Source organism: Lentzea flava, assembly GCF_014648475.1.
Classification (GTDB): domain Bacteria; phylum Actinomycetota; class Actinomycetes; order Mycobacteriales; family Pseudonocardiaceae; genus Lentzea; species Lentzea flava.
In genome coordinates this window covers 1-12,959 of sequence record NZ_BMRE01000050.1, presented here as the reverse complement: position 1 = coordinate 12,959, position 12,959 = coordinate 1, and the positions used below count along the sequence as shown (strand labels likewise).

The 12,959-nt window shown below is 69.5% G+C and carries 12 protein-coding genes; 7 read left to right on the top strand and 5 right to left on the bottom strand.

Features of this window, described 5'->3' with window-relative positions; translation table 11 throughout:
- Nucleotides 1-30: 30 nt before the first annotated feature.
- Nucleotides 31-1,200: a M14 family metallopeptidase gene (locus IEZ09_RS36750; protein ID WP_189258443.1), complete on the bottom strand. Its 1,170-nt coding sequence runs from the start codon at nt 1,198-1,200 to the stop codon at nt 31-33.
- Nucleotides 1,197-1,820: a nicotinamide riboside transporter PnuC gene (pnuC, locus tag IEZ09_RS36745; protein ID WP_189258442.1), complete on the bottom strand. Its 624-nt coding sequence runs from the start codon at nt 1,818-1,820 to the stop codon at nt 1,197-1,199. The genes IEZ09_RS36750 and pnuC overlap by 4 nt, the downstream gene beginning before the upstream one ends.
- Nucleotides 1,821-1,875: 55 nt before the next feature.
- Between pnuC and IEZ09_RS36740 the strand changes: the two genes are divergently transcribed.
- Together IEZ09_RS36740 and IEZ09_RS36735 are read left to right on the top strand one after the other, a co-directional pair.
- Entirely contained in the window at nt 1,876-2,964 is a 1,089-nt protein-coding gene (locus tag IEZ09_RS36740; protein ID WP_189258441.1) for a phytase, read from the top strand.
- A 23-nt stretch (nt 2,965-2,987) separates the two neighbouring features.
- Nucleotides 2,988-4,028, top strand: a complete 1,041-nt coding sequence (locus IEZ09_RS36735; protein ID WP_189258440.1) for a winged helix DNA-binding domain-containing protein — start codon at nt 2,988-2,990, stop codon at nt 4,026-4,028.
- On the opposite strand, the gene IEZ09_RS36730 is transcribed toward IEZ09_RS36735, so the two are convergent.
- The 3 genes from IEZ09_RS36730 to IEZ09_RS36720 form a co-directional block, all read right to left on the bottom strand.
- The gene (locus tag IEZ09_RS36730) at nt 4,025-5,020 is read right to left on the bottom strand and encodes a glucose-1-phosphate thymidylyltransferase (RefSeq protein ID WP_189258439.1); all 996 of its coding nucleotides are present in this window, start codon (nt 5,018-5,020) and stop codon (nt 4,025-4,027) included. The genes IEZ09_RS36735 and IEZ09_RS36730 overlap by 4 nt on opposite strands.
- Nucleotides 5,021-5,152: 132 nt before the next feature.
- Nucleotides 5,153-5,917: a mechanosensitive ion channel family protein gene (locus IEZ09_RS36725; protein WP_189258438.1), complete on the bottom strand. Its 765-nt coding sequence runs from the start codon at nt 5,915-5,917 to the stop codon at nt 5,153-5,155.
- Between the two features lie 206 nt (nt 5,918-6,123).
- A complete protein-coding gene (locus IEZ09_RS36720) occupies nt 6,124-7,683 on the bottom strand; it encodes an alpha/beta fold hydrolase (protein ID WP_229813287.1) in 1,560 nt (519 codons plus the stop codon).
- A 121-nt stretch (nt 7,684-7,804) separates the two neighbouring features.
- Here IEZ09_RS36720 and IEZ09_RS36715 point away from each other — a divergent pair, with 121 nt between their 5' ends.
- The 5 genes from IEZ09_RS36715 (at nt 7,805) to fabF (ending at nt 12,617) form a co-directional block, all read left to right on the top strand.
- Complete coding sequence (locus IEZ09_RS36715) at nt 7,805-9,007, top strand: PucR family transcriptional regulator (RefSeq protein ID WP_189258437.1); 1,203 nt, start codon at nt 7,805-7,807, stop codon at nt 9,005-9,007.
- Nucleotides 9,008-9,201: 194 nt separating this feature from the next.
- On the top strand, nt 9,202-10,131 hold the full coding sequence (locus IEZ09_RS36710; protein ID WP_189258436.1) for an ACP S-malonyltransferase: 930 nt from the start codon (nt 9,202-9,204) through the stop codon (nt 10,129-10,131).
- A complete protein-coding gene (locus tag IEZ09_RS36705) occupies nt 10,128-11,105 on the top strand; it encodes a beta-ketoacyl-ACP synthase III (protein ID WP_189258435.1) in 978 nt (325 codons plus the stop codon). The genes IEZ09_RS36710 and IEZ09_RS36705 overlap by 4 nt, the downstream gene beginning before the upstream one ends.
- 43 nt (nt 11,106-11,148) lie before the next feature.
- On the top strand, nt 11,149-11,385 hold the full coding sequence (locus tag IEZ09_RS36700) for an acyl carrier protein (protein WP_030465146.1): 237 nt from the start codon (nt 11,149-11,151) through the stop codon (nt 11,383-11,385).
- A complete protein-coding gene (fabF, locus tag IEZ09_RS36695; protein WP_189258434.1) occupies nt 11,382-12,617 on the top strand; it encodes a beta-ketoacyl-ACP synthase II in 1,236 nt (411 codons plus the stop codon). The genes IEZ09_RS36700 and fabF overlap by 4 nt, the downstream gene beginning before the upstream one ends.
- The last annotated feature ends 342 nt before the right edge of the window (nt 12,618-12,959 follow it).

Here is a 12,959-nt window from a genome sequence, read left to right as displayed (position 1 = left end):
GCAACTGATATATCGGTTGGTGGCAGCCGATCAGCCGCACTGGGCGACGGGCTGGGCCTTCAGCAGAGGCTCGTCGGCGCGGCCGTCCAGCAGGAGCGGGATGATCGAACGCGCCTCCTGCTTCATCGGCACGATGCGGTCGCCGCCGCGCAGGTACTGGGACTTGATGCCGTGCAGGTCGAGTTCGTCCCGCGCCTCGACGTACTGGGCGCCGGTCAGCACGTAGCCGCACGGTGGCGTCGAGAGCACGTCCTCGGGAGCCGGAGCCTGGTTGTCGGCGCCGCCGAAGTAGACGGGCCCGGACCGGACGGCACGGGAGGCGGCGTTCGCGGCTTCGATGGCCGGCCGGTTCTCGCGGACGAACGCCTGCGTGCCGTCCAGGGCGAGCAGGTGGGACTCGACGCGGAAGGCCGGAGTGCCCGTGTCGTTGGTCTCGACGAGCAGCCCCATGCCGTGCTTGAGGCCCCCGGTGTTGCGCAGGATGCGTTCCTGGTGATCACCGGCCACCTGGCGGATCGGCTCACCGGTCACCGGGTCGACGTAAATGCCGTAGACGCCGGAGGTGCGGCCGGCGGCCTCCACGGCCGGGCGCACGTAGGACCGCGACAACGTCTCGGAGAGCGAGTGGACGCCGGGTGCGACGTTCAGGTTGCGGGGCCACAGCCAGAGGACGTCCTTCACGTAGTAGGGCGCTGACGGGCCGAATTCGTGGAGGTCGTGGATGACGTCGGGCTTCCAGTCGCGGAAGACGGCGGCCATGGCGCGGGCCTCGGCGGTGCGCAGCAGGAGGTGGTCCCGGTTGATGTCGATGCCCTGGGAGTTGCCGCGGGTGTTCGCGGCGCGGCCGTCGGGGTTGGCGGTCGGCACGAACAGGTACGTCACGTCGGAGTTGCGCGGCAGGGAACGCATGCGGATCAGGCACGCCTCGCGACCCGCCGGCTCGTCGCCGTGCTGGGAACAGATGAACACCACGACCGTGCGGGCGGAACGCGGGCCGACGCGCACGAGCTGGATGGGGCGGCCTTGGGCCGTGACGCCGATCTGCGTCAGAGGAAGGCCCACCTCACGCAGGTAGGCCTGTTCCTCGGCCTCGGTGGTCCACCTGCTGGTCTTCTCGAATCCGGTCCGCGGCGATGCGGCAGCCGCCGGAACGGGAACCAGCAACGAAGCAGCAGCCAGTAAAGCGATCAGTCCCCTCATACGGGAGACTTTGCCGCCTGTGTCAACCGGCGGGCGGTGCGGTTCCAGTCCCAGAAACCGTGGATCACCAGGCCCGCGAAGATCAGGTACACGAAGGCGCTGAAGTACAGGCCCGACTGGATCTGCAGCGGCACGCCGACGGCGTCGACCACCAGCCAGACCAGCCAGAACTCCACCAGTCCCAAGCCCTGCAGGGCGAACGCCAGCACGGTGCCGACGAAGATCGCGGCGTCCGGCCACGGCGCCCACGAGGCGTCCAGCCAGTCCAGTACCAGCGCGAACGCGACGGTCCCCACGACGAAAACGCCGGCCACCGCAAAGCGTTCACGCCATGAACCCTTGCGCACCACCACGCCGAAGACCGGGTCGCGGCGGCGCACCCACGCGTACCAGCCGTAGACGGCGATCAGGCCAACGACGACCTGACGGGTCGCGAGCCCGCCGAGGTGCGAGGACAGATAGACGGTGAACAGCAGAGCAACGGACACCAGCTGAACAGGCCAGGTCAAGAGTGAACGGCGCTGCGCCAGAAAGACCACAGCGAGCGCCAGCACCTGCCCGACCAGCTCCGTGTACGCGATCTTCTGGCCGAAGATCGTCAGTCCCAGCTCGTACCACACGGCTTGTTCCCCCGGGGTTCAGTCGCCGTACACCGGTGTTTCCTACGGTCCCACCATGTCATCTCCCTTAGCGCTGGCGCTCGTCCCTTTGTTCCTCACCACGCCTGCGACGCCCGTCATCACACCGACTGTGATCACGCAGACGTTCGAGGAGCCCGCGGACGCCGACGATCCGGCCATCTGGGTGAACCCGCGCAACACCGAACGCAGTGTGGTCCTGGGCACGCTCAAGGAAGGCGGTCTGGCCGCGTTCGACCTGAACGGCCGCACGATCAGCGTCCTGCCGGCGCCGCAGCCGCCCACCCCTGATGCCAAGCCGGGGCGCTACAACAACGTCGACGTCCTCGGCGACCTGGCGTTCGTCAGCGACCGCGGCCGTGACCGCGTCCGAGTGTTCAAAGTGGACGAACACGGCGTGAAGGACGTCACGAACCCCGCCACCAAGCCGGTGTTCTCCCAGACCGAGCAGGAGGTCGACGAGCAGCGCACCGTCTACGGGCTCGCCGCCGGGCACGTCGGCGGCAAGGACGTCGTCGTCACGAGCCGGCGCAACGAGACCAGCATCGCGCTCCTGCAGGTCCAGAAGGGCACCACCTACGACACTAAGAAGGTGTCCACTCTGGACCTCCCGAGCACCTTCACCCTGCCGAACGGCCAGAGCTGGACGGTGTGCGGCGAGCCCGGCGAGGGTCCGCAGGTCGAGGGTATGGTGATCGACGAACGCACGAGCACCCTCTACGCGGCACAGGAGGACGTCGGCATCTGGCGCATCCCCTTGCGCGCCAACGGCTTCGGCCGGCCGCAGCTCGTCGACAAGGTCCGCTCGTTCGGCGCACCGCAGAAGTACAACCCCGAGACCGAGGAGTGCGAGGCCGACGGCGAGAACCCCGGCTTCGGCGGCAAGTGGCTCGAAGCCGACGCGGAGGGCCTCACGCTCACGGACGACGTGCTGATCGCGTCCAGCCAGGGCGACTCGCGGTTCGTCGCCTACCGCAAGGCCGACATGAAGCCGCTCAGGGACTTCCGGATCAAGGACGTCGAGCACTCCGACGGCGCCGACATCGTCACCGGCAAGCTCAACCTCCTGGTCGTCCACGACGGCGAACGTCCGAACGGCACCGGGTTCGCGTTCATCAGGTTCTAGTGCCGCGGCACTAGCCTGTCCCGATGGGGACCACACTGAGTCGGGACGCCCTCAACCGGGCACTGATCGAACGCCAGCTGCTGCGCGAGCGCGCCGACCTGAGCGCGCTCGCCACCATCGAGCACCTCTTCGGCATGCAGGCGCAGGAACCGAAGTCGCCGTACGTGGGCCTTTGGAGCCGGTTGAGCAATTTCCGGCCGGAGGACCTCGAAGAACTCCTCATCAGCCGCCAGGCCGTCCGCATCCTGCTCATGCGCGGCACGATCCACCTGGTCAGCGCGAACGACGCACTCGGCCTGCGACCCCACACCCAGCTCAAGCTCGACCGCGAGGTCACCAGCGGCCCGTTCGCGAAACGCCTGCAGGGCCTCGACTTCGACGAGGTCGCCGAGGCCGGGCGCAAGATCGTCGAGGACACCCCGCTGGGCACCGCGGACGCCGGCAAGCTGCTCCAGCAGCGCTGGCCCGACCGCGAGCACACGGTTCTCGGCAACGCCCTGCGCAACAAGCTCCCCCTCGTCCAGATCCCGCCACGAGGCCTGTGGCACAAGAGCGGCCGCGCCATCTGCACGACGGTCGAGCACTGGCTCGGAAGGCCCCAGCAGGCCATGCCCAGGGAGGAGATCGTTCTCCGCTACCTCAGGGCGTTCGGCCCGTCGACCGTGATGGACGCCCAGCAGTGGTCCGGCCTCACCCGGCTCGGCGAGGTCTTCGAGAAGCTCAGGCCGGAACTCGTGACCTTCCGCACCGAGGCTGGCAAGGAGCTCTTCGACCTCCCGGACGCCCCGCGCCCCGACCCGGACACCCCGCTCCCGGTCAGGCTGCTGCCCGAGTTCGACAACATCCTGCTCGCCCACGCCGACCGCAGGAGGGTCATCGCGGACGACCGGCTCGGCGTGGTCATCGGCGGCAAGCCCACCGTCCTCGTCGACGGCTACGTCGTCGCCACGTGGTCGATCACCAAGGAGCGCACCATCTCCGTCGACTACCTCGACAAGCTGCCGAAGAGCAGGCAGAAGGCGGTCGCCGACGAGTGCGACCGCCTTCGGGACTGGATCGGCTAGGCCGCGGCCTGGAACCGGACCCGAGCCCGGCTGCCGATCACCGACTTCTCGATGCCGGACACGTCGTGCACGGAGGCCTCGTTCAGCACGACCGAGTCGGCCACCCCGGACGTGGTGATCCGGCAGTCCGCGCCGATCGACGTGTAGGGCCCGACGATCGACTCCTCGACCAGCGTGCCGGGGCCGATGATCGCGGGCCCCACCACGCACGACCGCACCACGCGGGCGCCTTCCTCGACGACGACCTCGCCGATCAGCCGCGACTCGGAGTCCACGAGGCCCCGGATGTCCGTCCGCAGTCCCATCAGCAGCTCGCGGTTGCACTCCAGCAGGTCCTCGACCGTCCCGGTGTGCTTCCAGAACCCGGAACAGACGTGCGCCCGCACGTCCCGCTCGTGCGTCACGAGCCACTGCACCGCGTCGATGATCTCGAACGACGGCTCGACCGCGTCAACGGCCGCGTGGATCGCGGGCGTGAAGAAGTAGACGCCGATCAACGCGAGGTCGGTGCCCGACTCCCGCGGCCGCTCGACCAGCCGCGTCACGCGGGAGTTCTCGTCGACCTCGGCGACGCCGTGCAGCCGCGGGTCCTCCACCTTGCCCACGAGCACGTGCGCGGACGGCCGCAGCCGCGCGAACTCGTCCGCGATGTGCCCGATGCCTTCGGCGATCACGTTGTCGCACAGGTACAGCACGAAGTCGTCGTCGCCGAGGAACGGCCGGGCGATCCGCACGGAGTGCGCGAGACCGAGCGACGCGTCGTGGCGGAGGTAGGTGATCGAGACGCCGAGGCGCGTCCCGTCACCGAGCACCTCGGCGATCTCGTGCTCGGCCTCGCCGACCACGACGCCGATCTCGGTGATCCCGATGTCCCGCAGGTTCTCCACGCCGTGTTCGAGCACAGGCTTGTTCGCGACCGGGACGAGTTCCTCCGGCAGCGATGATCCGCGCAGTCGTGTTCCCGCGCCTCTGGACAGCACAAGGGCTTTCATGGGTCCTCCACCGCGACAGCGGACAGTTCGGTGGACCCGAGCCTGGTTCCACGCGCTGGACGGAGCCTGGAGAACCGCCGAACAACGAAAAAGGGGCCCCGACGCGCGGGGCCCCTTCTCCGAGATGAGAACTCAGGGCATCGGCGTGCCCGACGGCGGCGTCGGAGCGTCACCCGGACGACCGCCCACCGAGGCCGGCATCTCCTGGGACGCACGCGGCATCGGCGACACGGCCTGCGCCTCGTCCTGCATGCGGTTCAGCCAGCCCTCCCACCGCTGCTGCATCGGGCGCACCAGGCCGCCACCGACACCGATGACGATCACGCCAGCCACCGTGGCGAGCACGGCGATCAGCACCGGCATGGTCACCGAGATCGCGATGCCGAGCTGGTTGAGCGCCGCGATGATGCCGAGCGCCATCACGAAGCCGTAGGTGATGTTGCCCATGATCCGGGTGTAGGAGCGCTGGCCGAGCGCACCGGTCACGAGGCCCTTCAACGCGGTGCCGATGGCCGACGCGACGATCACGAGCACCATCGCCACGACGATGCGCGGCAGGTACGCGATGACCTCGTTCAGCAGCGTGCTGACCGGGTTCGACGCACCGAAGACGCCGAACGCCAGCTGCAGCGCGATGAGCAGCACGAAGTAGTAGACGATCTTGGCGATCAGGCCGGTGGCGTCCATCGACGACTGCCGCATGGCGCTGTTCAGGCCGGACTTGTCGACGAGCTTCTCGAAGCCGAGGCGCTTGAGCAGGAACTGGACACCCTTGGCGAGGGCCTTGGCGATGAACCAGCCGATGACCAGAACGAGCAGGAAGCCGAGCAGCTTCGGCACGAACGTGGCCACCATCGCCCACGCCTGGCCCAGGCCCTCGGTGATTTGCGAGCCCACGGGCCCTCCTAGAACGAAGTTGCGGTGAGTGAAGATCCGACCAGTTGATCGTTTCGCGGATCACACCGCCCGGCAACTTCGACACTGTGACACGAAAGGGTGGCTGACGTGGATTTTTGTCTCAATACAGTCCAGAGTGGAGCTACCGGTGGGGACCGGGGAGAGGGAAGCGCCCGCCACGCTCCGTGGCGGGCGCTTCCACATTTCTACGGTCGTCCCGCGCTCAGGCCGCGCCCGTCGAGGTACCCCTGGATCCGCTCGGGCGACAACGCCGGTGCCGCGCCGCCCTGACCGTCCTTCGGCACGTCCGGCCGCGGGTCGCCGGCGCATTCGGAGCTGCTGCCCGGCAGCGCCCCGTCGATCAGGTACCGGTTGACCTTCGTGTCGACGCAGGAGTTGCCGCCGTTGTAGAGGCCGTGCTTGCCCTCGTCGACGACGGTGATCAGGTTGTGCCCCAGCCGCGCCGCCATCGCCGGGCCGCTCGCGTACTGGGTCTGCGTGTCGCCCTCGGACTGCACGACCACGCCGACGGGGTAGCCGTTGCGGCTGATCCGCACCGGCGGCTCCGGCGGGGTGAACGAGCGGAACGTGCACGTCATCGGCGCCGCCCTGACGATGCCGAACCCGAACGGGTAGCGCTCGCGGAACGTCCGCATGTCCTCGTAGTAGAGGTGCAGGTCGGTCGGCCAGTCCGACTCGCAGGTGACCGTGTCGAACACGCCGGACCGCAGCTCCTGCAGACCGGTCTTCGCGAGCACCTGCCCTGCCTTGGCGCCCTCGGTGTTCTCCGGCTTCTCGCCCGACCGCAGCTTGATCACGATCGACGCCAGGTCCGACCACAGTGGACGGTAGCGCGACCCCACTCCCACGGCGCCGTCGAAGGAAGACCTGTTGTGCTCACCGATCGGCGCGCCGTGCAGCTTGGCCGCGACCTTCTCGACCTCGGCCAGCACCTCGTCCCGCGACTTGCCGAGCGCGAACTTCTCGTTGCGCTCCCCCACCCACGTCGCCCACATCTCGACGTCGTGGCGGTACGCGACGGCCTGCTGGCGGAACTGCTCGTGCCAGATCCACTCCGGGTGCACCGCCGAGTCGAGCACGCTGCGGTCCAGCCGGTTCGGGAACAGCGTCCCGTACACCGCGCCCAGGTACGTGCCGTAGGAGTAACCCAGGTAGTTGATCTTCGCTTCGCCCAGCACGGCACGGACGATGTCCATGTCCCGCGCGGTGTTCGCGGTGCTGATGAACTGCCGGATCCCGCCCGCCGACTTCTGGCAGGCCTCCTCCGCCTCCCGCGCCTCGGCCGCCCACTTGCCGAACTCGCTGTCAGCCGGCCGGGAGTCCGGTGCGGCGATCGCGGGCGCCGTGCGGCAGTTCAGCGCCGTCGAACCGCCGACACCGCGCGGGTCGATTCCGATCACGTCGTAAACCCCGACGAGCTCGGACTTCGCGAGGAACAGCGGCAGGCCGAGCCCGGAGCCACCAGGTCCACCCGGATTGGTGAACAGCACGCCGCGCCTGCGGTCGGGCGCCGTGGCCTTCTTGCGGCTGATGGTCAGGTTGATCCGGTCGCCGGCCGGTTTGGTGTAGTCGAGCGGCGCGACGAGCGTGGCGCACTCCAGCTCGCTGAGCTTTCCGGTGCACGCCGCCCACTTGACCGGCTGGGCGTGGTACTCGGCCAGAGGATCGGGTGGGTCGGCGGAGGTGGTCACGCCCGTGGCGGTGAGCGCGACCACGCCGAGGACGAAAGCCGGGAACCTGCGCAAGACGAAACCTCCACGCCGAACGAAATGACCTCTGCTGCCCGAAGGTATGGCCGCGCAAACGCAGGAGAGGGTTCTGTCACCCGTCCCGGTGATGTCACCCTCAGGGCCTTAAGCTGCGGGTATGACCAAGGCAGCCGAGGCGAAGGAGGAGCGTCCGCCCACCCTCTCCGCCCGCACGATGCGCAAGATCGAGCGCGCGTCCGGAACGCTCGCCACCGCGAGCGTGGCCGAGATGGAACAGCGGCTGCCGTGGTTCGCGCGGATGCCGGCGGACCAGCGCGCGAGCGTGCTGCTGCTGATCCAGAACGGCGTGGCGGGCTTCGTCGAGTGGCTGCACGACCGGCAGCAGGCGATCCGCCTCACCGCGGACGCGTTCCGGTCGGCGCCGAAGGACATCTCCCGCTGGGTGAGCCTGCGGCAGACCGTCGAGCTGGTCCGGATAGCGCTGGAGCACTTCGAGGAGCAGATGCCGCAGATGGCCGCCAACGAGGCCGAACGCGCGCTGCTCATGGAGGGCGTGCTGCGGTACGGGCGGGAGATCGCCTTCTCCGCCGCCACCTCCTACGCGGCGGCCGCCGAGGCGCGCGGCGCGTGGGACGCCCGGCTGGAAGCGCTGGTCGTGGACGGCATCGTGCGCGGCGATCCCGAGGAGTCGTTGCTCAGCAGGGCCGCCGCGCTCGGCTGGGACCCGGCGCTCGAGGCGACGGTGCTGGTCGGCAATCCCGGCAGCGACGACCCGCAGGGAACGAACTACCTGGTGCGCAGCAAGGCCACCCGCGCGGGACGGCCGGTGCTGCTGTCGATCCAGGGCTCCCGGCTGGTGGTCGTGCTCGGCGGACCGACGGAGACCGGTGAGGACGTGCTGGGCCGCATCGCCGAGGGCTTCGGCGAGGGCCCCGTCGTGGCGGGGCCGACGATGGCGACGCTCTCGGAGGCCCACCGCAGCGCCAGCGACGCGTTGAGCGGGCTGCGGGCGGTCGTGGGCTGGCCTGCCGCACCGCGGCCGGTCCGCTCGGTCGACCTGCTGCCGGAACGGGCGCTCGCGGGCGATCCGGAGGCCGAGTGGCAGCTCGTCGACAGGGTCGCGCGACCGCTGGAGGACGCGGGCGGCGCCCTGCTGGAGACCGTGGACGCGTTCCTGGAGGTCGGCGGCGTGCTGGAGACGTGCGCGAAAAGACTGTTCGTGCACCCGAACACGGTCAGATATCGCCTTCGGCGCGTTCAGGAAATGACCGGAAGAAATGCACATGACGCTCGGGACGCACTTGTGCTCCGCGTCGCTTTGTCTGTAGGACGCCTTGCTCGGGCACGGGGCCTGTGGTAGCGAACGGCCTGTGACGGACTTCGCACACATCCGTTAGGGTGATGGCCAAACGACCTGTCCACGCCCTGAGCTGGGCATACGTCGCGAGCGGTTCACCTGGCCGACACTTTTGTAGGGTCTCTACAAACACGATCGCCGTACTTCGTTCTTTACGGCATGGGGTACCGGTGGGTTCACCAGCTTTAGTAATCGGCGTGATCGCACTCCTCGCCCCCGGACAGGGGTCCCAGACGCCCGGCATGCTCGCCCCCTGGCTCGAACTGGAGGGGACCGAGAAGCAGGTGCGCGCCTGGTCGGAGATCACGGGCCTCGACCTCGTGCGGCTCGGCACCACGGCGGAGGCCGAGGAGATCGTCGACACCGCCATCACCCAGCCGCTGGTCGTGGCACTCGCGCTGCTCGCGTTCGGCGAGCTGCGCCGCCGCGTCGAGCTGCCCGCCGGCGTGATCGTCGCGGGCCACTCGGTCGGTGAGCTGGCCGCCGCGTCGATCGCGGGCGTCATCAGCGCCGACGACGCGGTCGCCCTGGCCGCCGTGCGCGGCGCCGCCATGGCGGAGGCGTGCGCACTCGAGCCGACCGGCATGGCCGCGGTGCTCGGCGGCGACGAGCAGGAGGTGCTCGCGCGCCTGGAGGAGCTCGGTCTCGTGCCCGCCAACCGCAACGGCGCCGGCCAGATCGTCGCGGCAGGCCCGCGTCCCGCCCTCGACGAGCTCGCGGAGAACCCGCCGGGCACGGCGAAGGTCCGCAAGCTGGCCGTCGCGGGCGCGTTCCACACGAAGTACATGGCGCCCGCAGAAGACGCCGTCCGCGCGCGTGCCGCGGAAGTCACCACGCACGACCCGTTGATGCCGTTGCTGTCCAACAAGGACGGTCAGGCCGTCACCGAGGGCACCGAGGTGCTGCGCCGCCTGGTCTCCCAGGTCACCAGCCCGGTGCGCTGGGACGTCTGCCAGGCGACGCTCGTCGAGAAGGGCGTGTCCGGCTCCGTCGAGCTGCCGCCCGCCGGCGCACTCACGGGTCTCGCCAAGCGTGCGATGAAGGGCACCGCCACCCTCGCCCTGAAGACGCCCGACCAGCTCGAGAAGGTCGCGGAGCTCTTCGACACCGTTGGAGCCACTCAGTGACGACCTTCCAGGCCGCGCAAGCCTCTGCGGGTAGCCGCATCATCGGCCTCGGCAGCTACCAGCCCGAGACGGTGGTGAGCAACCACGACCTCGCCGCTCGCATGGACACGTCCGACGAGTGGATCCGCGAGCGCGTCGGCATCGTGAACCGGCGCATCGCGAACAAGGACGAGGGCGTCGTGGACATGGCTGTCACGGCGGGCACCAGGGCGATCGCGGACGCGGGCCTGACCCCGTCCGACATCGGCGCCGTCATCGTGGCGACGTGCACCATGCCGTCGACGATCCCGAACGCCGCCGCGCAGGTCGCCGACCGCATCGGCGTGAAGGCAGCGCCGGCGTTCGACCTCAACGCCGCGTGCGCCGGCTTCTGCTACGCCGTCGCGACCGGCGCGGACCTGGTCCGCGCGGGCACGGCCAAGCACGTGCTGGTGATCGGCGCGGAGAAGCTCACCGACTGGACCGACCAGGACGACCGCTCGACCGCGATCATCTTCGCGGACGGCGCGGGTGCCGTCGTCATCGGTGCCAGCGAGGAGAACCAGATCGGCCCCGTGGCGTGGGGCTCGGCCGGTGACCTCGCCGAGACGATCGTCATCGCCGACCGCGACTCGTTCATCCACCAGGAGGGCCAGTCGGTCTTCCGCTGGGCGACGACCCAGATCGCGCCCGTGGCGATCCGCGCGGCCGAACTCGCGGGCGTCGCACTGTCCGATGTGGACGTGTTCGCCCCGCACCAGGCGAACTTGCGGATCATCGAAGCGATCGCCAAGCGCCTGCGCAACAATGGTGCGCGGGAGGACCTGAAGGTCGCGCGAGACATCGTCGAATCCGGCAACACCTCCTCGGCCTCGATCCCCATGGCGCTGGACCACATGCGGGCGGCGGGCGAGATCTCCAGCGGAGATGTGGTGCTGATGGTCGGTTTCGGCGCAGGTCTGTCCTACGCGGGACAGGTGGTCCGGTGCCCGTGAGTACCCAAGGTTTTTTCATCGTTTCAATCGAAAGGGAACTTCAGTGAGCGACAACGTCCTGTCCGGTCTTGCCGAGATCGTCGAAGAGGTCGCCGGTGTGGCCGCCGACGACGTCACCGCTGAGAAGTCCTTCGTGGACGACCTCGACATCGACTCGCTGTCGATGGTCGAGATCGCCGTCCAGGCGGAGGACAAGTTCGGCGTGAAGATCCCGGACGACGAGCTGGCGAACCTCAAGACCGTTGGTGACGCGGTGAACTACATCACCAGCAACAAGTGAGTTCGGACATCGACGTCGTCATCACCGGGCTGGGTGCCACCACCCCGCTCGGCGGTGACGTCACGTCCACCTGGGACGCACTGCTCGCGGGCAAGAGCGGGGTTCGCCCCCTCACCCACGACTGGGTGGAGAAGTACGACCTGCCGGTGAAAATCGCCTCGCAGCTGGTCGTCGACCCCACCGAGGTGCTCCCCCGCGTCGAGGCAAGGCGCCTGGACCGCTCCGAGCAGGTCGCCATCGTGGCGTCCCGCCAGGCGTGGCAGGACGCCGGCCACAGCGACGACACCGTCGACCGCCAGCGCCTGGCCGTGATCATCGGCACGGGCATCGGCGGCGCGATCACCCTCCTGACCCAGGACGACCTCCTGGAACAGCAGGGCCTGCGCAAGGTGTCCCCGCTGACCGTCCCGATGCTGATGCCGAACGGCCCGGCAGCCCACGTGGGCCTCGAACTCAAGGCCCAGGCAGGCGTCCACGCCCCGGTTTCGGCCTGCGCCTCCGGCGCGGAAGCCATCGCGTGGGCCTACCGCATGATCAAGTCCGGCGAAGCCGACGTGGTCGTGGCAGGCGGCGCCGAAGCGTGCATCACGGCAATCCCGGTGGCAGGCTTCTCCCAGGCCCGCACCATGAGCACCCGCAACGACGAGCCGGAAAAGGCCTCGCGCCCGTTCGACACGGCCCGCGACGGCTTCGTCCTGGGCGAGGGCGCAGGCGTCATGGTCCTGGAACGCCGCGAGTTCGCCGAGGCCCGCGGAGCCAAGATCTACGGCCGCCTGGCAGGCATCGGCACCTCCGCCGACGGCTACCACATCACCGCCCCGGACCCCGAGGGCGTCGGTCAGTCCCGTGCCATCGCCGCATCCCTGCGGTCCGGCGGCATCGACCCGTCCGACGTGGGCCACGTGAACTGCCACGCCACCTCCACCCCGGTGGGCGACGTCGCGGAAACCGTGGCCATCCGCAAGGCAATCGGCGACCACCCGGTCCTGACGGCCCCCAAGGGCGCCCTGGGCCACCTCCTGGGCGCAGCCGGCGCAGTAGAGGCCATCGTCACGGTCCTCTCGATCCGCGACGGCGTGGTTCCCCAAACGCTCAACCTGGAGAACCTCGACCCGGCGGTCTCCCTGGACGTGGTGGCAGGCGAGCCACGCAAGATCAAGCTGGACGCCGCAGTGAACGACTCGTTCGGCTTCGGCGGCCACAACGTGGCCCTGGCCTTCACCCCGGCCTAACCGTTCAGCACGCCCACTTCGCCCCGGTCCGCCACAGCGGCCCGGGGCGAAGTGCTTTCCCCCTCACGGCACCGCAACCGCACGCGTGGCATCCCAGCTCTCTCGCGAGGCCGGAGGCGGCGGCGAGGGCCAGCGGCGAGGCACGCGAGGGCGAGCGGCGAGGCCGAGGGCGAGCGGCGAGGCACGCGAGGCCGCAGGCGAGCCCACCGCGAGGCCGGAGGCGAGCCGTTCCGAAGCCGCAGGCGAGGCACGCGAAGGCGGAGCCGAGCCCAAGCGATGGCGAAGCCGAGCAGTCCTTGGCATACCGGGCTGGTGGGGTGGGTCCCGTCACGAGTCGTGCCT

What these genes read in the sequence shown, in the direction of transcription:
- IEZ09_RS36740 (WP_189258441.1), top strand. Translation starts at nt 1,876, where the DNA reads ATGTCATCTCCCTTAGCGCTGGCGCTCGTCCCTTTGTTCCTCACCACG.
- IEZ09_RS36715 (WP_189258437.1), top strand. Translation starts at nt 7,805, where the DNA reads ATGACCAAGGCAGCCGAGGCGAAGGAGGAGCGTCCGCCCACCCTCTCC.
- IEZ09_RS36730 (WP_189258439.1), bottom strand. Translation starts at nt 5,020, where the DNA reads ATGAAAGCCCTTGTGCTGTCCAGAGGCGCGGGAACACGACTGCGCGGA.
- IEZ09_RS36735 (WP_189258440.1), top strand. Translation starts at nt 2,988, where the DNA reads ATGGGGACCACACTGAGTCGGGACGCCCTCAACCGGGCACTGATCGAA.
- IEZ09_RS36750 (WP_189258443.1), bottom strand. Translation starts at nt 1,200, where the DNA reads ATGAGGGGACTGATCGCTTTACTGGCTGCTGCTTCGTTGCTGGTTCCC.